Origin of the sequence: Streptomyces sp. BK79 (assembly GCF_044142145.1) — a bacterium.
Classification (GTDB): Bacteria; Actinomycetota; Actinomycetes; order Streptomycetales; family Streptomycetaceae; genus Streptomyces.
The window spans coordinates 133,531-153,656 of sequence record NZ_JBHVOC010000011.1 but is presented as its reverse complement, the minus strand read 5'-3'; the positions used below and the strand labels follow the sequence as shown (position 1 = coordinate 153,656).

Here is a 20,126-nt window from a genome sequence, read left to right as displayed (position 1 = left end):
GCCGGGTACGGAAAGATCGTCGGACCAGGGTGTGCCGCCGTCGGTCGGCGGACTTACGCGCGGCGCCCCGAGGTCCTAGGATTTTGTGGTACTACGCGCTGGAGGCCACTGCATGTCTGGAGCTCGTAAGCCGGTCGAGGCGACCGAGAGGGGGACCGCCAGGCAGACGGTCACGATCCACTTCGCGGGCTTCAACCGCGCCTGGGCGGCCTGGATCGGGGACCGGCTGGAGCGGCGCGGCGTGCGGGTGGTGCCGCTGCGCTGGGACTCCCCGGCCGACGTCCCGCTCGTGGACCTGCTGCGCGACCTCACCCTCGCCGAGGGCCGGGTCCTCATCATCGTCAGTGAGTGGTACTTCCAGCTCGGACCGCGTACGCACGAGGAGTGGAACGCGGCCCTGCGCGAGGTCGTCGCGCCCGACCCCTCCCGGTTCGCGGCCGTGTCGGTCACCACGGCCCCGGTCCCGTCGGCCGCGGCCGTACTGGCACCGGTCGCGCTGACCAACATGGGCGCCGAGGAGGCGGAGCGGCGGCTGCTGGACCGCCTCGACCTGTCGTCCGAGCCGCTGAACGAGACCACCGCCCAGGCGCGACGCGGGCCGCGGTTCCCGGCGGCGATGCCGGACGTGTGGGGCGCCGTACCGCGCCGCAACACCCGTTTCACCGGCCGCGAGACGCTGTTCAACGACGCCTACGGTGTGCTGCAGAGCGCGGAGCCGGGCGCGGGCGTGGTGACGCTGCACGGCATGTCCGGCGTGGGCAAGACCCAGATGGCCGCCGAGTACGCGCACCGTTTCGGTTCGGAGTACGACGTGGTCTGGTGGGTGAACGCGGAGAAGCGCGTCACCTACCGGCGGCAACTGGCCGAACTCGCCCCCAAGCTGGGCCTGCAGACCGGTCAGGAGTACGGGGAGCGGCTGCGGGCGGTGCGGGACGCACTGCGGCGCGGCGAGCCCTACTCACGGTGGCTGCTGATCCTGGACGGCGCCGACGAACCGGACCAGATCTGGGACCTGGTGCCGACCGGCCCCGGGCACGTGCTCATCACGTCGCGCAACCCGGAGTGGAGCGAGCACAACAGCAAGCTGCTGGAAGTCCCCGTCTACTCCCGGGACGAGTCGGTCGCCTTCATCCGGCGCCGGGCACCGCGGCTGACCGAGGCGGACGCGGACCAGCTCGCCGACGCCCTCGAGGACCTGCCGCTGCTGCTCGACCAGACGGCGGGCTGGCTGAACGACTCCGACCTGTCGGTCGACGAGTACATCGCCCTGCTGGAGGGCGGTATCGACGGTGACGTGGTGAAGGTGTCCGCGGACTTCCCGCTCGCCTTCCAGACCGCCTGGTCGATACTGCTGAACAAGCTCCGCGACACCGTCCCGGAGTCCGTGGACCTGCTGCGGCTGTGCACCTTCTTCGCGCCCGGCTTCATCCCCGTGCGGCTGCTGAAGGAGATGCCGGGCGACGAACTGCCCGAACAACTCGCCGGACTGCTCAACGACCCCCTGCTGTGGAACAGGGCGATCAACCAGCTGCGCACGTACTCCGTGGTCCGCCTCGAGTCCCACGAGGTGTCCCTGGACGAACCCGTGTCATCCGGCGAGTCCCTGTATCTGCACCGCATGGTCCACCAGATCGTCCGCAAGGACATGCCGGACGACGATCGCAGCGAGTTCATCGACGTCGTACGCCGGGCGCTCGCCGCGGCCGACCCGCGCAGGCCGACCGATCCGGACCTGTGGCCCGGTTACGCCGAGATCGTGCCGCACCTGAAGTGGGCCGACGTCCTCAACAGCAGGGACCCGCAGGTCCAGCGGCTCGTCTTCAACTGCCTGCGCTACATGTACTTCTCCGGCGAGTACCGGGCGGGCAGCAAACTGGGCGAGCGGGCCCTCACCGCCTGGCGCAAGCTGCTGGGCCGCACCCACCCGCGGATCTGGGAACTGACCTACCACTACACCAACCTGCTGCGCGCCGCGGGTGACTACACCCGCACCGAGGCCCTCAGCCGCGACGCGGTCGAGCACCTTCGCGAGGAGCGCGGACCGCAGGACCTGGAGCATCTGCGGGCCGCCGCCGGTCTCGCCGGTGACCTGCGCGGACTGGCCCGTTACGGCGAAGCCCTGGAACTCTCCCAGTGGGTCCTGGCTGCCTACCGCGAGCTGCTCGGCGACGAGGACTCCCGCACGCTCAACGCGCAGAACAACCTGGCCGTCTCCCTGCGCCTGCTCGGCCGCTACCAGGAGACGCTGGACACCGACCGGCAGACCATGGAGGCCCGCCGCCGGCTGCTGCGGGCCCGGCACCCCTGGGCCCTCAGCTCGGAGATCAACTACGCCGTGGACCTGCGCCTGCTGGGCCGCTACGCCGAGGCCGAGTCCGTCCAGGCGAAGAACGTCCGTGAGAACCGCATCGTCATGGGCCGCGACAACCCGCAGACGCTCAGGGCCGAGTACAACCTCGCGCTGTGCCGGTACCGGCTGGGCGACCGCGACCGGAGCAGGGACCGCGGTGAGGGCGTCGACGAGCCCGGGCCGCTGTTCGCCGGTGTCCTGGAGCGCGGCGAGCGGGTACTGGGCGAGACCCACCCGCTGACGCTGATCTTCGCCACGAGCCAGAGCTGCTACGCCCGTGAGCACGGCGACATCGACCAGGCGCGCGAGCTGAGCGAGGCCGTGGTCGCCCGCTACGAGATGATGCTCGCCGAGGGGCACCCGTTCATCGCCGGTTCGCGCGCCAACCAGGCGCTGATCCTGCGCAACGTCGGCGAACGCGAGCACGGCCACGTCCTCGTCGAGCAGGCGCTGGCCGAGATGACGCAGGCCGTCGGCGAGAAACACCCCTGGACGCTCGGCTGCGCCCTCAACGCCTCCGCGCTGCGGAACCTGGTGGGCGACATCGAGGGCGCCGCCGCCCTCAGCGGGGACACGGTGACGCGGGCCATCGAGTCGCTCGGGCGGACCCACCCGCTCACGCTGTCGACGCGCATCGCGTACGCGGCGGACCTGCGCGGCCTGCGGGACCGCCGGCAGGCGGAGAAGGTGGAGCAGGAGGCGCTGTCCGACCTCGACGCCACACTGGGCAGCAAGCACACCCACACCGTGTCGGCCCGCTCGCGCAACCGCCCGTACTGGGACTTCGAGCCGCAGATCACCTGAGGACACCCGCCGACGGCGAAGGGCCCGGCCCCGGAGAGATCCGGGGCCGGGCCCTTCGTGTGCCGGGAGGGTCAGAGGCTCACGCCTCGAACACCTCACGCACCAGCTGCTCCTGCTCGGCCTGGTGCCGCTTGGCGGAGCCGACGGCCGGGGACGAGCCGTGCGGGCGCGAGATGCGCCGCAGCCGCTCGCCGTGCGGGACGTCCGCGCCGACCGCCAGGTCCAGGTGGTCGATCAGGTTGAGCGCGATGAACGGCCAGGCACCCTGGTTCGCCGGCTCCTCCTGGGCCCACAGGTACTTCTCGGCGTTCGGGTACTTGGCGATCTCCGCCTGGAGCTCGGCACCCGGCAGCGGGTACAGGCGCTCGATGCGGATGATGGCCGTGTCCGTCACGCCGCGCTTCTTCCGCTCGGCGTCGAGGTCGTAGTAGACCTTGCCGGCGCAGAAGACGACCTTCTTCACCGCGGACGCGTCGACCGAGTCGTCGCCGATGACCGGGCGGAACTGGCCCGTCGTGAACTCCTCCGCCTTCGAGGCCGCGGCCTTCAGGCGCAGCATCGACTTCGGGGTGAAGACGACCAGCGGCTTGTGGTGCGGGTTGTGCACCTGCCACCGCAGGAGGTGGAAGTAGTTCGACGGCAGGGTCGGCATCGCGACCGTCATGTTGTTCTGCGCGCAGAGCTGGAGGAAGCGCTCCGGGCGGGCCGAGGAGTGGTCCGGGCCCTGGCCCTCGTAGCCGTGCGGGAGCAGGAGCGTCACGCCGCTCGTCTGGTTCCACTTCTGCTCGGCCGACGAGATGAACTCGTCCACGACCGTCTGCGCGCCGTTGACGAAGTCGCCGAACTGCGCCTCCCACATCACCAGCGCGTCCGGGCGGGCCAGCGAGTAGCCGTACTCGAAGCCCATCACCGCGTACTCGGAGAGCAGGGAGTTGTAGACGTTGTACCGGGCCTGGTCCTCGGACAGGTACAGCAGCGGGGTGAACTCGTCGCCCGTCTCACGGTCGATGACGACCGCGTGGCGCTGGCCGAAGGTGCCGCGCTGCGAGTCCTGGCCCGTCAGACGGACCGGCACGCCCTCCAGGAGGAGGGAGCCGACGGCGAGGGTCTCGCCCATGCCCCAGTCGATCGTGCCGTCCTCGACCATCGCGGCCCGGCGCTGGAGCTGCGGCAGCAGGCGCGGGTGGATGGTGACGTGGTCGGGGATGTTGACCTGGGACTCGGCGATCCGCTTGACCGTCTCGGCGCTGACCGCGGTGTTCACGGCGACCGGGAACTCGGCCTGCGGGTCCGAGGGCTCCGCGGCGGACGGCTGGGAGACGGCCTCGCGGACCTCGGTGAAGACCTTCTCCAGCTGGCCCTGGTAGTCCTGGAGCGCCTGCTCGGCCTCTTCCAGGGTGATGTCGCCGCGACCGATGAGGGACTCGGTGTAGAGCTTGCGCACCGAGCGCTTCTTGTCGATCAGGTCGTACATCAGCGGCTGGGTGAAGGCCGGGTTGTCCGACTCGTTGTGACCGCGGCGGCGGTAGCAGATGAGGTCGATCACCACGTCCTTGTTGAACGCCTGGCGGAACTCGAAGGCGAGCCGCGCGACGCGGACCACGGCCTCCGGGTCGTCGCCGTTCACGTGGAAGATCGGGGCCTCGATCATGCGGGCCACGTCGGTGGCGTACATGGAGGAGCGCGAGGACTCCGGGGCGGCGGTGAAGCCGACCTGGTTGTTGATGACGACGTGGACCGTGCCGCCGGTGCGGTAGCCGCGCAGCTGCGACATGTTCAGGGTCTCGGCCACCACGCCCTGGCCCGCGAAGGCCGCGTCGCCGTGGATCGCCACCGGCAGGACGGTGAAGTCCGTGCCGCCCTTGTTGATGATGTCCTGCTTGGCGCGGGCGACGCCCTCCAGGACCGGGTCGACCGCCTCCAGGTGGGACGGGTTGGCGACCAGCGAGACCTTGATCTGCTCGCCGTCCAGGCCGGTGAAGGTGCCCTCGGCGCCCAGGTGGTACTTCACGTCGCCGGAGCCGTGCATCGACTTCGGGTCGAGGTTGCCCTCGAACTCGCGGAAGATCTGCGCGTACGACTTGCCGACCACGTTGGCCAGCACGTTCAGCCGGCCGCGGTGGGCCATGCCGATGACGACCTCGTCCAGGCGGGACTCGGCCGCCGAGTCGATGACCGCGTCGAGCAGCGGGATGACGGACTCGCCGCCCTCCAGGGAGAACCGCTTCTGGCCGACGTACTTGGTCTGCAGGAACGTCTCGAACGCCTCGGCCGCGTTCAGCCGGCGCAGGATGCGCAGCTGCTCCTCGCGCTCCGGCTTGGTGTGCGAGCGCTCGATGCGGTCCTGGATCCACTTGCGCTGCTTGGGGTCCTGGATGTGCATGAACTCGACGCCGGTGGTGCGGCAGTACGAGTCGCGCAGCACGCCGAGGATGTCGCGCAGCTTCATCAGGGACTTGCCGGCGAAGCCGCCGACCGCGAACTCGCGCTCCAGGTCCCACAGCGTGAGCCCGTGCTCGGTGATGTCCAGGTCGGGGTGCTTGCGCTGCTGGTACTCCAGCGGGTCGGTGTCGGCCATGACGTGGCCGCGGACCCGGTAGGAGTGGATCAGCTCGAAGACGCGGGCGGCCTTGGTGACGTCGTCGTCGTGCGAGGCGTCGATGTCCTTGAGCCAGCGGACCGGCTCGTAGGGGATGCGCAGCGCCTCGAAGATCTCGTCGTAGAAGCCGTTCTCGCCGAGCAGGAGGTTGGCGACCTGGCGCAGGAACTCGCCGGAGGCGGCGCCCTGGATGACCCGGTGGTCGTAGGTCGACGTGAGCGTCATGACCTTCGAGATGCCGAGCTTGTTCAGGGTGTCCTGGGAGGTGCCCTGGAACTCCGCCGGGTAGTCCATGGAGCCGACGCCCATGATGACCGACTGGCCGGGCATCAGGCGCGGCACGGAGTGGACGGTGCCGAGGCCGCCGGGGTTGGTCAGCGAGACGGTGACGCCGGTGAAGTCGTCCATCGTCAGCTTGCCGTCGCGGGCGCGGCGGACGATGTCCTCGTAGGCCTGCCAGAACTCGAAGAAGTTCAGCGTCTCGGCCTTCTTGATCGCCGCGACGACGAGCTGGCGGTCGCCGTTGGGCTTGACCAGGTCGATGGCGAGACCGAGGTTGACGTGCGCCGGCTTGATCAGCGTCGGCTTGCCGTCCTTCTCGCCGAACGAGTGGTTCATCGCCGGCATGGCCTTGATGGCCTGCACCATCGCGTAGCCGATCAGGTGCGTGAAGGAGATCTTCCCGCCCCGGGCCCGCTTGAGGTGGTTGTTGATGACGATGCGGTTGTCGAACAGCAGCTTCACCGGGACCGCGCGCACGGACGTGGCCGTGGGCAGCTCCAGCGAGGCGTTCATGTTCTTGACGACCGCGGCGGCCGGGCCGCGCAGGGTCACCGTCTCGGGGCCCTCGGGGGCGGCGGCCGCGTCCTTGGCGGGCGCGGCGGCCTTGGCCTGCGGCTTGGCGGCGGGCTTGGCCGGCGCGGGCTTCGCCGCCGGGGCGGCCGGAGCGGGGGCGGCGGGTGCGGCAGCGGCGGGCTGCGCGGCGGCGGCCGGCTGGGGGGCCGCCGCGGGCTGGGCCGGGGCCGGGGCGGGAGCCTGCGCCTGCGGGGCGGGGGCGGCCTGGGACGTGCTGCCGGAGTCCGCGCCCGCGGATCCGGAGGCCGCCTGGGCCGCGGCCGCTCCTGGCTTGTAGTCGGCGAAGAAGTCCCACCAGGCTCGGTCCACGGAGTTCGGGTCCTGGAGGTACTGCTGATAGATCTCGTCGACGAGCCACTCATTGGCACCGAAGGCCGCCGCGGGGTTCTTCCCCGCGTTGCCCGCTTGGTCGGTGTCGGTCGAGATGCTCGAGTTACTGGGGGACTGTGGCGACACGGCGAGAACCGCCCTCTTCCGCTTCACAAGATGGTGGACAGCGGGAATCAAGGCTACGCCTCCCCGACCCGGAAGGTCAGGCCGGGCCCGTTCATCGTCGCGTAAGTCACATCACGGACGGTGTTTCGGCGCTGGAAATGGCGGGAAACAAGCGAGGTTCTGGTGCGCCTGGGAAGGGGAGACCCCCACCCGGCGCCGGGACGACGCGGGCCTGTGCCTGATCACACGTGTCCGTGTGCGAGGACGCCGTGGATCTTGAGGCTCCGTTTCGAACCCTACGTCAACCAGACGCCGGTGGCAGGCCCGGAAGGGTGATGAGAATCCGGCAGCCCCGCTCGGATTCGGCCACACCGATCCGGCCGCCGTGCAGTTCCACCGCCCAGCGCGCGATCGCCAGGCCGAGCCCGGTGCCGCCGTCGCTGCCCGGACCGTGCGGCCGGGACACCGAACCCCGGTTGAACCGTTCGAAGACCCGGCGCCACTCCGAGCGCGGAATGCCGGGGCCCTCGTCGAGGACCTCCAGCTCCAGCGACTCCGGCAGCTCGCCGCGCCGCGCCCGGACCGTCACCCGGCCGTGCGGCGGGCTGTGCTTGACCGCGTTGTCGATGAGGTTGGCGACGACCTGGTGGATGCGCTCGGGGTCGGCGTGCGCGGTGAGGTCGGAGGGGGAGACGTCGAGGGCGAGGTGGACGTCCTTGCGGGTGTGGCTGCCGGAGCCGGAGGCGATGCCCGCGCGGGCCGTGGCGACCATGTTGGCTTCCTTCAGCACCCCCGAGAGGTACGGCCACACCTCGAAGCGCCGCTTGCGCAGCGGTATGACGCCGTTGTCCAGGCGGGAGAGGTCCAGCAGGGTCTCCACCAGCCGGCCGAGCCGCTCGGTCTGCCCGAGCGCCGTCCGCATGGTCTCCGGGTCGGCCTCGGTGACGCCGTCGACGATGTTCTCCAGCACCGCGCGCAGGCCCGCGATGGGAGTGCGCAGCTCGTGCGAGACGTTCGCCACCAGCTCCTTGCGCTGGAGGTCCTGGGCCTCCAGGTCGTCCGCCATGCGGTTGATGGTGACGGCCAGGTCGCCCAGCTCGTCGCGGCGGTTCTCGCGGACCCGGCGCGTGTAGTCGCCGTGCGAGATGGACCGGGCCACGGCGTTCATCTCGTCCAGGGGCGCGGTGAGGGAGTGCGCCACGAACTGGGTGATCAGCAGGGTGGCGATCATCGAGAAGACCGTGATGAAGCGCAGCTCCGTCTTGGTGTGCACCGCGATCACCGACAGCCCCGTGGTGATCAGCACCGACGTGACGACCAGCGCGCCCAGCTTGGTCTTGATCGAGAAAGGGCGTACGCCGCCCCAGGGCTCCCTGGGCCCGCGGGGACCGGGGCTGCTGCGTGCGGCCTGACGCCCTCGGCTCATGGCGTCGGCGTCTCCAGCGCGTAGCCCACGCCGTGCACCGTGCGGATGCGCTCGGCGCCGATCTTCCGGCGCAGCGCCTTGATGTGGCTGTCCACGGTCCGGGTGCCGGAGGCGTCCGCCCAGTCCCACACCTCGGCGAGCAGCTGCTCGCGGGAGAGCACCGCGCGCGGGGTGTTCGCCAGGCACACCAGCAGGTCGAACTCGGTGGGGGTGAGGTGCACGTCCTCGCTGCGCACCCGCACCCGGCGCTGCGCGTGGTCGATCTCCAGCTCGCCCAGGCGCAGGATGCCGCTGCGCGGCGTGGAGGCGGCCACGACGGCCCGCTCCACCCGGCGCAGCAGCACGTGCACGCGGGCGGCCAGCTCGCGCATCGAGAACGGCTTGGTCATGTAGTCGTCGGCGCCCACGCCGAGGCCGACCAGCATGTCCGTCTCGTCGTCGCGCGCGGTGAGCATCAGCACCGGCACCGGGCGCTGGGCCTGCACGCGGCGGCAGACCTCCAGGCCGTCGAAGCCGGGCAGCATGATGTCGAGGATCAGCAGGTCGGGCTGCCAGGCCTCGGCCGTGTCGACGGCGGCCGGACCGTCGCCCGCCGTCTGCACCAGGAAGCCTTCGGCGCGCAGGCGGGTCGCGATGGCGTCCACGATCGTCTGGTCGTCCTCGACCACGAGTACCCGGCGCTGTGCGCCCTGGGTGGCCGTCGCCGCGCCGTTGTGGGAGGTCTGTGTCTGCTCCATCGCCCGCCCCTGAGGTGTGCTTTTTGGAATCCGTGGGGTGATCCCATGACTGCGATTGACGCTTGAATGATCCGCGTCAGAGCAGCAGCGTACGGGGAGTGGCCGCGCCTTTGCTATCCAGGCCCGATGCCGAGGTGGACGACGTCCGGAACGCCCCGGGCAACGGGGATCTCTTCGGTACGCACCTGCTGGAACCCGGCATTACGCAAGGTTTCTTCGAATTCCGGAGAGGGCTGGGCGGACCATACGGCGAGTACCCCGCCGGGCCTCAACACCCGGGCGCAGCCTGCCAGTCCGGCGGGTGTGTACAGCCCGTCGTTGCCCTCGGTGACGGTCCAGCCGGGGCCGTTGTCGATGTCGAGGCAGAGTGCGTCGTACGTGTCGGATGTCTCATTGACGTACCGCACCAGATCCGCTTCGACGATCTCCGCGCGGGGGTCGGCCAGCGCCTCGGCGGACAGCTCGGCCAGCGGTCCGCCCCGGTGCCAGTCGATGACGGCGCGCTCCCGCTCGACGACCGCGATGCGCCCCCAGCGCGGGTCGGCGGCCGCGTGCGCGAGCGAGAAGCCGACGCCGAGACCGCCGATCAGCAGGTGCGGTGCGCGCCGGCCGCCGGACGCGGTGAGCGCCTCGGCCGCCGCGTCGACCAGGCGCCGCTCCGAGCGTCCGTCGGAGGTGTCCATCAGGAAGCAGCCGTTCGCGACGATCTGCAGCAGCGCCCCGTGCCGGCGCAGGACGACCTCGCCGTGCGGGCCCTCGCGGCGGTCCAGCACTTCGGGGGAGTCGTGGGAGTCGTGGGAAGTGAGGGACATCGGCCCATCTTGGCAGGGGAATGCGGGGGAGTCCGGCCGTGCTCCCCACATGGGGGCGCACGGGTGGCGAAGGCTCCCGGCCCCGGGTGGCGAAGGCTCCGGCCCTTGATCGCTCAGAGCGAACAGCCCTTGGGGAACATTCGGGGACTCCCTTTCATTGAGTCGATGTAACTCAACTTGACTGCCGAAGGGGAGATCATGGCTACTGAGTCCGCCGCCGTCACACCGCTCACCCTGCCCGTGCTGCCGCTCGACGACGAGGTGGTCCTGCCCGGAATGGTCGTCCCCCTGGACCTGAGCGACGCCGAGGTGCGGGCCGCGGTGGAGGCCGCCCAGGCCGCCGCCCGGTCCGAGCCCGGAAAGCCCCGGGTCCTGCTCGTCCCGCGCGTCGACGGCACGTACGCCAGGACCGGCGTCCTCGGCACGGTGGAGCAGGTCGGCCGGCTGGCCGACGGCGACCCGGGAGCCCTGATCCGCGGCCGCGACCGCGTGCGGATCGGCGCCGGCACCACCGGCCCCGGCGCCGCGCTGTGGGTCGAGGGCACCCGCGTCGACGAGTCCGTGCCCGATCCGCTGCCCGGCCAGGTCGCCGAGCTGGTGAAGGAGTACAAGGCGCTGGCCACCGCCTGGCTGCGCAAGCGCGGCGCCTGGCAGGTCGTGGACCGCGTGCAGGCCATCGACGGCGTCTCCGCGCTCGCCGACAACTCCGGCTACTCGCCCTTCCTCACCACCGAGCAGAAGGTCGAGCTGCTGGAGACCACCGACCCGGTCGCCCGCCTGAAGCTCGCCACCCAGCAGTTGCGCGACCACCTCGCCGAGCAGGACGTCGCCGAGACCATCGCCAAGGACGTCCAGGAGGGCGTCGACAAGCAGCAGCGGGAGTTCCTGCTGCGCCGGCAGCTGGAAGCCGTCCGCAAGGAACTGCGCGACCTGAACGGCGAGCAGGAGGGTGAGGAGTCCGACGACTACCGCGCCCGCGTCGAGGCCGCCGACCTGCCCGGGAAGGTCCGTGAGGCCGCGCTCAAGGAGGTCGACAAGCTGGAGCGGTCCTCCGACCAGTCGCCGGAGGGCTCCTGGATCCGCACCTGGCTCGACACGGTGCTGGAGATGCCGTGGAACGAGCGCACCGAGGACGCCTACGACATCCGGGGCGCCCAGGCCGTCCTGGACGCCGAGCACGCGGGTCTGGAGGACGTGAAGGAGCGGATCACCGAGTACCTCGCGGTGCGCAAGCGGCGCGGTGACCGGGGCCTCGGCGTGGTCGGCGGCCGGCGCGGCGGGGCCGTGCTGGCCCTCGTCGGCCCGCCCGGCGTCGGCAAGACGTCGCTGGGCGAGTCCGTCGCCCACGCGATGGGCCGCAAGTTCGTCCGCGTCGCCCTCGGCGGCGTCCGCGACGAGGCCGAGATCCGCGGCCACCGGCGTACGTACGTCGGCGCGCTGCCCGGCCGGATCGTGCGGGCGATCAAGGAGGCCGGGTCGATGAACCCGGTGGTGCTCCTCGACGAGATCGACAAGGTGGGCTCGGACTTCCGGGGCGACCCGGCCGCCGCCCTGCTCGAAGTCCTCGACCCGGCGCAGAACCACACCTTCCGGGACCACTACCTGGAGGTGGAGCTGGACCTGTCCGACGTGGTCTTCCTCGCCACGGCCAACGTCCTGGAGGCCATCCCGGAGGCGCTGCTGGACCGCATGGAGCTGGTCCGCCTCGACGGCTACACCGAGGACGAGAAGATCGTCATCGCCCGCGACCACCTGCTCCCGCGCCAGCGGGAACGGGCCGGGCTCGGCGAGGACGAGGTCACCGTCGACGAGGGGGCGCTGCGCAAGCTGGCCGGCGAGTACACCCGCGAGGCGGGCGTGCGCACCCTGGAGCGGTCGATCGCCCGGCTGCTGCGCAAGGTGGCGGCCCAGCACGAACTGGGCGAGCGGGAGCTGCCCTTCACCGTCACCGACGGCGACCTGCGGGACCTGATCGGCCGGCCGCACCACGTGCCCGAGTCCGCCCAGGACCCGGCCGAGCGGCGCACCTCGGTGCCCGGTGTGGCCACCGGCCTCGCGGTGACCGGCGCGGGCGGTGACGTCCTGTACGTCGAGGCGTCGCTGGCCGACCCGGAGACGGGCGGGGCGGGGCTGACCCTGACCGGTCAGCTCGGCGACGTGATGAAGGAGTCGGCGCAGATCGCGCTGAGCTTCCTGCGCAGCCGCGGCGCCGAGCTGGAGCTGCCGGTGGCCGACCTGAAGGACCGGGGCGTGCACATCCACTTCCCGGCGGGCGCGGTTCCCAAGGACGGTCCGAGTGCCGGCATCACCATGACCACGGCGCTGGCCTCGCTGCTGTCCGGGCGGCTGGTCCGCACGGACGTGGCGATGACCGGCGAGGTCTCGCTGACCGGGCGGGTGCTGCCGATCGGCGGGGTCAAGCAGAAGCTGCTCGCGGCGCACCGGGCGGGCGTCACCACGGTGATCATCCCCAAGCGCAACGAGCCCGACCTGGACGACGTCCCGGCGGAGGTGCTGGACAAGCTCGACGTCCACGCCGTCACCGATGTCCGCCAGGTCCTGGAACTGGCCCTCGCACCGGCGACGAACGGTGCGGAGTCGGAGGTTCCGGTCGCGGCGTGACGGACGCGAGCCGGAGCGGCCCGGGCCCCGCGAGGGGCCCGGGCCTTCGGCCGTGTGTCAGCCGTTGGCGAGCGCCTGGACGCGGTCCAGGGCGCCGTTGAACTTGTTGTGGTCCCCGACCGTCGGTCCGGACGAGGTGTACTGCCACATCGTGTAGTACGGCCACCCCGCCGGCAGCGTGCCCACGGTGGAGGCGTACCGGGCGATCCACAGCGGGTTGTTCGCCGCGAAACCGGAGTAGTTCCCGGTGCACTGGGTCCACCAGCTGGTGGCCGTGTAGATCACGGCGTCGCGGCCGGTGCGGGCCTTGTAGGTGTTCAGGAAGTCGCGGATCCAGGTGACCATCTGGCTCTGCGTCTTGCCGTAGCAGGCGGCCCCGTACGGGTTCCACTCGATGTCCAGGGCGCCCGGCAGCGTCCTGCCGTCGCGGGACCAGCCGCCGCCGTGGTCGACGAAGTAGTTGGCCTGGGCGGCGCCGCTCGTCGTGTCCGGGGTGGCGAAGTGGTACGCCCCGCGGATCATGCCCACGTTGTACGAGCCGTTGTACTGCTGGGCGAAGTAGGGGTTGGTGTAGTACGTCCCCTCGGTGGCCTTCGCGTAGGCCCACCTGACCCCGCTGTTCCACAGGGTCGACCAGGCGACGTTGCCCTGGTGGCTGGAGACGTCGACGCCCTCCGTCTGGGTGGCGCGGCCTGGGACCGGTGTGCCGTGCTGCCCGTCGTGCTCCACGACGCCCATGCCCATGCGGGCGGACCCGCGCGGCGGGATGTCGGCGGCCGAGGAGGAGTGGGCGGGGAGGGTGAGGAGCAAGGAGAACGCGGCGAGCAGGATCCCGGCGACGGCTGGGCGCCGTCCCCGGGCCGATCCGGATCTGTGCACGGGCATGACGTGCCTCCGCTGGCTCGGTGGTGCTCGGTGGGGGTGCGTGACCAGGGGACCGCCGGGTGGCGTGAGCATGCCACCCTGGGGTCCCGGAGCACGACGCTACGCACGTAGAACGGCGGGTGGAAGAGGTGCCGGAAGCCGCCGTTGGTCTAAGCCTGCGAAATACTTGCCGAGCTGCGGTGATGGCGGCCCGTGGCGGAAACTTTCAGGACCGGGAAGAACGAGGCAGGGGCTGACGTGCACGAGGACGGGAACGGTGACGGTCGCGGAGTCGAATCCGCGGTGTCCGGCAGTGGTGTGAACCAACCGGAGTTCCTGGCGCTGGAGCGGGAGTTGACGGTCCTGCTCCGGCGGGCCCGGGCCAACCAGGGCGAGATGGCCCGCGAGGTCCACCCCGACCTGGAATCGTCCGCCTACGGCCTTCTCGTGCGGCTCGGCGAGTGCGGCGGACAGCGGGCCACCGAACTCGCCGCCTACATCGGCGTCGGCAAGGCCACGATGTCCCGGCAGCTGCGTGCCCTGGAGGAACTCGGCCTCGTCGCCCGGGAACCCGACCCCGCCGACGGCCGCGCCTGGCTGATCACCCTGACCCCGGAGGGCCAGACGCGCGTCGGCCGGGTCCGGGAGGCCCGCCGCGCCCGCTACGCCCGCCGGCTCGCCGACTGGGACCCGCGCGAGGTGACGGAACTGGCCCGGCTGCTGCACCAGCTGAACCGGGGGACGGAGAAGTAGCCCCGGCCCCCGTCCGTCCCGCGGCCCCTCACAGCTCCGCGTAGACCACCGTCGCGTCGTCGTGCGTCTTGCCGCGGCCCAGGAACGCCCGGGCGCCCGCCGCGTCCGCGCGCTCCAGCTCCCGTACGCGGTCCACGAGCGCCCGCGCGCCCTCCTTGCGCACCAGCGCGAGGCAGTCCGCCCAGTCGCCCTCCCCGAACTTCTCCACCCATCGCGCGGCCCCGTCCGTCAGCGCCGCCACCGTGCGCACCCCGGCGCGCGGCAGCACCCCCGTCACCGCCCGCGCCGCCACCGCCGGGTCGGCCGCCGCCGTGAAGAAGCCCCCCTCCCTGTTGCGGAGATGGGTGTCGACCAGCGCGTCCGTGGCGAGGGCCGAGCGGGGCAGCCGGGCCAGCCGGCCGTCCAGGACGGCCATGACCGCGCCGTCGGGGTGCTCCACCAGCAGGGCCGAGTCGGACAGGACCAGGTACTCGACCGAGGCGGGGGACCACCGCGCCAGCGCGACGGTTGCCTGTGGGGTGCGCGGGTGAGAAAGGTCACAGGTTTCCGCGTGTGCCTCCGAGGTACGAGCGATGGCGCGGGACAGGGCTTCGGTGAGAGGAACATCCGGGAGTGAAACGGTCAGTTCGGTCAGTGCCCCGCCGAGGCGCGCGGTGAACCAGGGCACGGAATGCAGACAGCCCGTCCCGCTCCGGGGCGGCGTCACGCCGTCCAGCAGGACGAGCGCGCCACCCTGTCCGGAGGCCGGTAGTCCGACGCTCGCGAAGTCCTCGTTGGGGTGGTCTTCGAGTCCGGGTTCCGAGACGAGTTCCGTACGCATCCAGCCAGTCTGCACGACCCCTTCACAGGGTCCGCGAAAGGCCGACAACTTCCCCTGGATCGGCATGGTGACGCAGGTCAGGCGCCGGATTTGGGGTGGAATTCGGCACTCCGGCGAAGCGTGGCGGCACATAGTGCCACCGCCCGTCGCGGACGTCCAACCGGCACGCCGCGCGGGCGCGTCGGACCGGCCGCGGGAACTTGCCCACCAACTCCCGTCCGGGGTTCACTCCTTCGGGTGGCGGGTCAGATGATGCACGCCCACCGCCCACCGGCACTGGGAGGGTCGGGAACCGGTGGGGGCCTGCCCTGCTCACACGGTCTCCCCGTCCGATCCGCGGTCGGCACCTGGGGAGCAGCCCAGAGCTTGGCGGAGGGTGCATGCGCCGACCGGCCAGTTGACGGAGCGCCACCCGGGCCCACGGGTACACGAGTCAGGAATGCGAGCACCGGTGCAGAAGACGCGGCCTCGTCGCACAGGCAAGCAGACGGCCCCCGCGGGGAGCGCGGAGCGCACCCCCGGCACCTCCACACCGGCACCGCCACAGGCACCCGTCGGCAAGGGCCGTCCGACCCACGTACGCAATCGCCTCATCGTCGCCGTGGCGGTCGTGGCCGCGGCGATCGCCGGGGCCGGGGCGCCCTCGGTCGTGGCCGCCTCCGGGCAACTGCACGACTCGCAGGAACTGGTGACGCTCGCCGAGCAGACCCAGGGCGCGCTGACCCTCGCCCACTCGCTCGCCGACGAGCGTGACGAGGTCACCCCCTACATCGCCGCCGGCCGCCCCAAGTCCAAGGCGCCCTCCGAGCAGCGCAGTGCCCGTGTCGACCGGCAGGTCGAGGAGCTGCGTGCCGACACCGACACGCCCGCCTCCCTGCGGGAGGACCTCGACGCCGTGGCGGCGCTGCGGCGGGCCGCGCTCACCGGCAAGAGCACGGCGCTCCAGGCGCACGACGCGTACTCCGAGGCCATCACCGAACTCCACGCCCTGGCCGAGGAACTGGCGGAGAAGATGCCGCCGCGCGCGGGCGCCGGCGCGTACGCCCTCGCCGAGCTGGACACCGCCGTCCAGCAGGCCGCCGCCACCCGCGGCCTGCTCCTGGCGGCGCTCGGCGTGCCGAGCAGCACCCAGACCGTCATCGACCCGGTCACCGGCCTGCCCACGGAGACCACCACCTCCTCGGACGCCGACGCCGAGCAGCGCGACGCGCTCGCCGCCGCCGCCCAGCAGGCCCGCGTCCGCTCCGACGCCGCCCTCGCCGACTTCCGCGAGGGCGCGCCCAAGGAGGCGCGGGACAGCTTCGACGCCACGGTCGCCGGGGTCGAGGTGAACTCCGCCGAGAAGTACCTCGCCGGCCTCACCGACGAGCCGACGCTCTCCGACGACGACCTCGGCACCAGCACCAAGCGCCTGGACGCGGCGCTCTCCGCCCGCGTGGACGCCATGCGCGGCGCCGAGTCCGCCCTCTACGAGAAGCGCGTCACGGCCCTGGAGCAGCTGCGCGACGACGACGTCACCGCGCTGGAGATCCGCGTCGCCGTCCTCGGCGCGCTGATCCTGCTCGCCGTCGGCGTCGCCACCGCGATGGCCCGTACGCTGACCCGCCCGCTGTCGGTGCTGCGCCGCGGCTCGGCCCGGCTGGCCGGTGCCGAGGACCCGGCGGCCGAGAGCCCTGTGGCCTTCACCGGCCGCAACGACGAGTTCGCCCAGGTCGTCCGCTCCGTCAACGCCCTGCACGCGCACGCCGCGACCCTCGCCGAGCGCGTCAACACGCTGGAGTCCGACCGCAAGCACCTCGTCGGCCAGCGCCAGAAGATGGCCGACGCCCGCGAGGAACTGCGCGCCGAACTCGCCGAGTCCGCCGCCCAGCTGGAGGTCGTGCGCAAGAGCATCGGCTCCACGTTCGTGAACCTCGCCCTGCGCACCCTCGGCCTGGTCGAGCGGCAACTCGCCGTCATCGAGAGCCTGGAGGAGCGCGAGCAGGACCCGGACCGCCTGGCCACCCTGTTCAAGCTCGACCACTTCGCCACCGTCATGCGCCGGCACAGCGAGAACCTCCTCGTCCTCGCCGGCACCGAGCACGTCCAGCACAGCGCCTCGCCGGTGCCGCTGGTCGACGTGGTCCGGGCCGCGGTCAGCGAGATCGAGCGGTACGAGCGGGTCCGCATCGCCGCGCTGCCGCCGCACGCGCACGTGGCCGGCTTCGCCGCCGACGACCTCTCCCACCTGCTGGCCGAGCTGATGGAGAACGCCACCTCCTTCTCGCCACCGGACCTGCCCGTCGAGGTCTCCGGCTGGCTGCTGGAGAACGGCGAGGTGATGCTCTCCGTCCAGGACGAGGGCATCGGCATGGCCACCGAACGCCTCCAGCGGCTCAACGCCCGCCTCACCGACTTCGACCCGGAGGCGCCCTACGACCAGGAGGGCGAGGACGGTCTCGGGCTGGGCCTGTACGTCGTGGCCCGGCTCGCCCACCGGCACGGGGCGCGGGTACGGCTGCGGGAGCAGACGCAGGGCGGCGTCGCGGCCGTCGTGGTGCTCCCCGGCACGCTGCTCGCGGCGGCCCCGCCGGCCGCCCTCGCCCCGACCGTGCCGGTGTCCGAGGCCACCGGGTCCTTCACCCTCCCGGGCGCCGACGCGGAGGCCAACTCCAACGTCCTGCACGGGCGGACGGAGAAGGGCGCGGAGAAGGGCGTGGACCCGCTGGTGGCGTCGGCCGAAGAGGCCGTACGGCGTGCGGAGTCCGCCCCCGAGGCGGCGGCGCACCCGGAGCCGGCCCCGGCCCCGGACCCGTCCCCGGACCTGGAGCCCTCGCCGGACACCGCCGATCGGGCCACCGACGCGGACCCGGACCCGAGCCCGGACCCGGAGCCGGAGTCCGCCCAGGAGACCGAGGCCCCGCGGGCCGGGAACAACCCCGGCCGCGACCTCCCCGACGACGCCACGATGGCCCTCCTGCTGCCGGTCCAGGCGGCCCAGGACGAGGCCGAGGATCGGGCCGAGGAGCAGGCCGGGGATCAGGACCAGGCCCGGGCCGGGGGGCCCGGGGAGTCCACCCCGGAGCCCGCCGCGCCGGAGATCCCCCGGCCCCGTTCCGCCGACCCCTACGCCATCGGCCCCGACACCCACGACCGCACGCCGGACGAGGGCACCCCGGAGCACGAGAACGCCGGGAGCGGCGGGGCCGCCGAGGGCGCGGCGCCGGCCGAGGCCGTCACCGACAAGGGTCTGCCCAAGCGGACCCCGAAGCTCACCACACCCGCGGCGGCCCCACGGCCGCGCACCGCGGGTTCCGTCGACGCGGACGCGCTCCGCCGCCGCCTGGGAGGATTCCGCCGGGGGGCAGAGGCCGGCCGCCGGGACGTGGAGGCGGAGATCGCCGAACGGACCGGGCCGGACCAGGCGCCGGCCGCCGCGGCGGGGACAACCGAAGAAGCCACGGGGGGCACTGTCGAGGAGGCAAGCAGTTGACCGCGCCCAGTACCTTCGGACTCAGCAGTGAAGCACGCAATCTGCACTGGCTGCTGACCAACCTGGTCGAGGAGGTGCCCGGCATCCTCTCGGTCGCGGTGGTCTCCTCCGACGGCCTGCTGCTCCTCTCCTCCGATCAGGACAGGAACGACGCGGCCCGCGAGGCCCAGGCCGTGCGCCGTGCCGGCCCGCGCGGCTCCGCCGCCGACCTCGCCACCGTCGTCTCCGGCGTCGGCAGCCTCACCGTCGGCGCCGCCCGGCTCATGGACTTCGGCAACGTGAAGCACACGATGGTCGCCATGGACGAGGGCAGCCTGTTCGTGATGTCGATCAGCGACGGCTCGCTGCTCGGCGTGCACGGCTCCGCGGACGCCGACATGAGCGTCGTCGCGTACCACATGGCGCTCTTCGTCGGCCGGGCCGGCCACGTCCTGACCCCCGAACTCCGCAGCGAGCTGCGGCAGTCCCTGGAGTCCGAGTCGACCCCCACGGGGAGTACGCGATGAGCAGCAGCCCCAGGAACACCCCGAAGAACCTCCCCGTGCGCGGCGCCGACCGCAAGCCGGCCCGCGTGCGCCCCTACTCGCTCACCGGCGGCCGCACCCGCTTCGGCCACGTCCTGCTCGTCGAGACGTTCGTCGGCGCCACCGCGGGCACCGCCGCGCTCGAAGCCGCCGAGGAGCGCAAGGAACTGACGAACGGGTCGCTCACCTCCCGCGTGATGCCGGAGATGCGGGCCATCGTCGAACTGTGCCGCCGTATGCGTACGGTGGCCGAGATCGCCGCGCTGCTGAAGATGCCGCTCGGCGTGGTCCGCGTGCTCCTCAGCGACCTCGCGGACCAGGGAAAGATCCGTGTGTACGGCACCGGGACCGGCCACGGCACGGGCCGCCCGGACCGCGCACTGCTCGAAAGGGTGCTCAGTGGACTCCGTCGTCTCTGACGCCGCCGCCTACGGCGTCTCCCCGCTCGTCGACCCCGACGAGCCCATGCGGCCCTGGCAGACGGACCGCACCCGCGCGCCCATCGCCACGAAGATCGTCGTCGCGGGCGGCTTCGGTGTCGGCAAGACCACGCTGGTCACCGCCGTCTCGGAGATCACGCCCCTGCAGACCGAGGCGCTGATGACCGAGGCGAGCGAGGAGACCGACGACCTCACCGCCACCCCGGGCAAGCTCACCACCACCGTGGCCATGGACTTCGGCCGCATCACGCTCGACGACGACCTGGTGCTCTACCTGTTCGGCACGCCGGGCCAGCAGCGGTTCTGGTTCATGTGGGACGACCTGGTGCGCGGCGCGATCGGCGCCGTCGTGCTGGCCGACACCCGGCGCCTGAAGGACTGCTTCCCGGCCCTGGACTACTTCGAGAGCTGCGGACTGCCCTACGTCGTCGCGGTGAACCACTTCGACGGCAGCGAGCGGTTCGAGGCGGAGGACGTGCGGGAGGCGTTGACGATCCCCGCGCACATACCTGTCATGATCATGGATGCGCGCCGCCGGATCTCGGCCATCGAGACCCTCTTGTCCCTCGTGGGCCACGCGCTGGACGAAACACCCGAGTAGGAGACGGAACAC

13 protein-coding genes are annotated in these 20,126 nt (G+C 72.0%); 7 read left to right on the top strand and 6 right to left on the bottom strand.

The features are described 5' to 3' along the window. Positions 1-112 precede the first annotated feature (112 nt). Positions 113-3,154: an FxSxx-COOH system tetratricopeptide repeat protein gene (gene fxsT, locus ACFIF2_RS16015; RefSeq protein WP_395573307.1), complete on the top strand. Its 3,042-nt coding sequence runs from the start codon at positions 113-115 to the stop codon at positions 3,152-3,154. Positions 3,155-3,233: 79 nt separating this feature from the next. On the opposite strand, the gene ACFIF2_RS16010 is transcribed toward fxsT, so the two are convergent. The 4 genes from ACFIF2_RS16010 to ACFIF2_RS15995 all read right to left on the bottom strand — a co-directional run bounded on the left by ACFIF2_RS16010 (position 3,234) and on the right by ACFIF2_RS15995 (position 10,018). Beyond that, on the bottom strand, positions 3,234-7,064 hold the full coding sequence (locus tag ACFIF2_RS16010; RefSeq protein ID WP_395573306.1) for a multifunctional oxoglutarate decarboxylase/oxoglutarate dehydrogenase thiamine pyrophosphate-binding subunit/dihydrolipoyllysine-residue succinyltransferase subunit: 3,831 nt from the start codon (positions 7,062-7,064) through the stop codon (positions 3,234-3,236). A 280-nt stretch (positions 7,065-7,344) separates the two neighbouring features. Next, positions 7,345-8,469: a sensor histidine kinase gene (locus ACFIF2_RS16005; RefSeq protein WP_395573305.1), complete on the bottom strand. Its 1,125-nt coding sequence runs from the start codon at positions 8,467-8,469 to the stop codon at positions 7,345-7,347. Then, positions 8,466-9,206, bottom strand: coding sequence for a response regulator transcription factor (locus tag ACFIF2_RS16000; protein ID WP_395573304.1), 741 nt, complete (start codon positions 9,204-9,206; stop codon positions 8,466-8,468). Before ACFIF2_RS16000 ends, ACFIF2_RS16005 begins: the two co-directional genes overlap by 4 nt. A 113-nt stretch (positions 9,207-9,319) precedes the next feature. Further along, positions 9,320-10,018 carry a spermidine synthase gene (locus ACFIF2_RS15995; protein ID WP_395573303.1) on the bottom strand — a complete coding sequence of 233 codons (699 nt, stop codon included), beginning with the start codon at positions 10,016-10,018 and terminating at the stop codon, positions 9,320-9,322. Positions 10,019-10,216: 198 nt separating this feature from the next. Here ACFIF2_RS15995 and lon point away from each other — a divergent pair, with 198 nt between their 5' ends. Further along, on the top strand, positions 10,217-12,640 hold the full coding sequence (gene lon, locus ACFIF2_RS15990; protein ID WP_395573302.1) for an endopeptidase La: 2,424 nt from the start codon (positions 10,217-10,219) through the stop codon (positions 12,638-12,640). A 57-nt stretch (positions 12,641-12,697) separates the two neighbouring features. Here the strand turns inward: lon and ACFIF2_RS15985 are convergent, their stop codons facing one another. Continuing rightward, complete coding sequence (locus tag ACFIF2_RS15985) at positions 12,698-13,525, bottom strand: lysozyme (RefSeq protein ID WP_395573301.1); 828 nt, start codon at positions 13,523-13,525, stop codon at positions 12,698-12,700. A gap of 237 nt (positions 13,526-13,762) precedes the next feature. On the opposite strand from ACFIF2_RS15985, the gene ACFIF2_RS15980 reads away from it, so the two are divergent. After that, positions 13,763-14,257 (top strand): MarR family winged helix-turn-helix transcriptional regulator, encoded by a 495-nt coding sequence (locus ACFIF2_RS15980; protein ID WP_395573300.1) that lies wholly within the window; start codon positions 13,763-13,765, stop codon positions 14,255-14,257. Positions 14,258-14,285: 28 nt separating this feature from the next. On the opposite strand, the gene ACFIF2_RS15975 is transcribed toward ACFIF2_RS15980, so the two are convergent. Continuing rightward, positions 14,286-15,077: a protein phosphatase 2C domain-containing protein gene (locus tag ACFIF2_RS15975; RefSeq protein ID WP_395573299.1), complete on the bottom strand. Its 792-nt coding sequence runs from the start codon at positions 15,075-15,077 to the stop codon at positions 14,286-14,288. A 439-nt stretch (positions 15,078-15,516) separates the two neighbouring features. On the opposite strand from ACFIF2_RS15975, the gene ACFIF2_RS15970 reads away from it, so the two are divergent. The 4 genes from ACFIF2_RS15970 to ACFIF2_RS15955 are packed head-to-tail and all read left to right on the top strand — an operon-like array spanning position 15,517 to position 20,114. After that, on the top strand, positions 15,517-18,549 hold the full coding sequence (locus ACFIF2_RS15970) for a nitrate- and nitrite sensing domain-containing protein (RefSeq protein ID WP_395573298.1): 3,033 nt from the start codon (positions 15,517-15,519) through the stop codon (positions 18,547-18,549). After that, positions 18,546-19,055: a roadblock/LC7 domain-containing protein gene (locus tag ACFIF2_RS15965; RefSeq protein WP_395573297.1), complete on the top strand. Its 510-nt coding sequence runs from the start codon at positions 18,546-18,548 to the stop codon at positions 19,053-19,055. Before ACFIF2_RS15970 ends, ACFIF2_RS15965 begins: the two co-directional genes overlap by 4 nt. Then, positions 19,052-19,492, top strand: a complete 441-nt coding sequence (locus tag ACFIF2_RS15960) for a DUF742 domain-containing protein (RefSeq protein ID WP_395573296.1) — start codon at positions 19,052-19,054, stop codon at positions 19,490-19,492. Before ACFIF2_RS15965 ends, ACFIF2_RS15960 begins: the two co-directional genes overlap by 4 nt. Continuing rightward, complete coding sequence (locus tag ACFIF2_RS15955) at positions 19,473-20,114, top strand: GTP-binding protein (protein ID WP_395573295.1); 642 nt, start codon at positions 19,473-19,475, stop codon at positions 20,112-20,114. Before ACFIF2_RS15960 ends, ACFIF2_RS15955 begins: the two co-directional genes overlap by 20 nt. Positions 20,115-20,126 lie beyond the last annotated feature (12 nt).

Bases quoted from the DNA above. Each gene is read 5' to 3' on its own strand.
- fxsT (WP_395573307.1), top strand. From the start codon at position 113: ATGTCTGGAGCTCGTAAGCCGGTCGAGGCGACCGAGAGGGGGACCGCC.
- ACFIF2_RS16005 (WP_395573305.1), bottom strand. From the start codon at position 8,469: ATGAGCCGAGGGCGTCAGGCCGCACGCAGCAGCCCCGGTCCCCGCGGG.
- ACFIF2_RS16000 (WP_395573304.1), bottom strand. From the start codon at position 9,206: ATGGAGCAGACACAGACCTCCCACAACGGCGCGGCGACGGCCACCCAG.
- ACFIF2_RS15995 (WP_395573303.1), bottom strand. From the start codon at position 10,018: ATGTCCCTCACTTCCCACGACTCCCACGACTCCCCCGAAGTGCTGGAC.
- lon (WP_395573302.1), top strand. From the start codon at position 10,217: ATGGCTACTGAGTCCGCCGCCGTCACACCGCTCACCCTGCCCGTGCTG.
- ACFIF2_RS15985 (WP_395573301.1), bottom strand. From the start codon at position 13,525: ATGCCCGTGCACAGATCCGGATCGGCCCGGGGACGGCGCCCAGCCGTC.
- ACFIF2_RS15975 (WP_395573299.1), bottom strand. From the start codon at position 15,077: ATGCGTACGGAACTCGTCTCGGAACCCGGACTCGAAGACCACCCCAAC.
- ACFIF2_RS15970 (WP_395573298.1), top strand. From the start codon at position 15,517: ATGCGAGCACCGGTGCAGAAGACGCGGCCTCGTCGCACAGGCAAGCAG.
- ACFIF2_RS15960 (WP_395573296.1), top strand. From the start codon at position 19,052: ATGAGCAGCAGCCCCAGGAACACCCCGAAGAACCTCCCCGTGCGCGGC.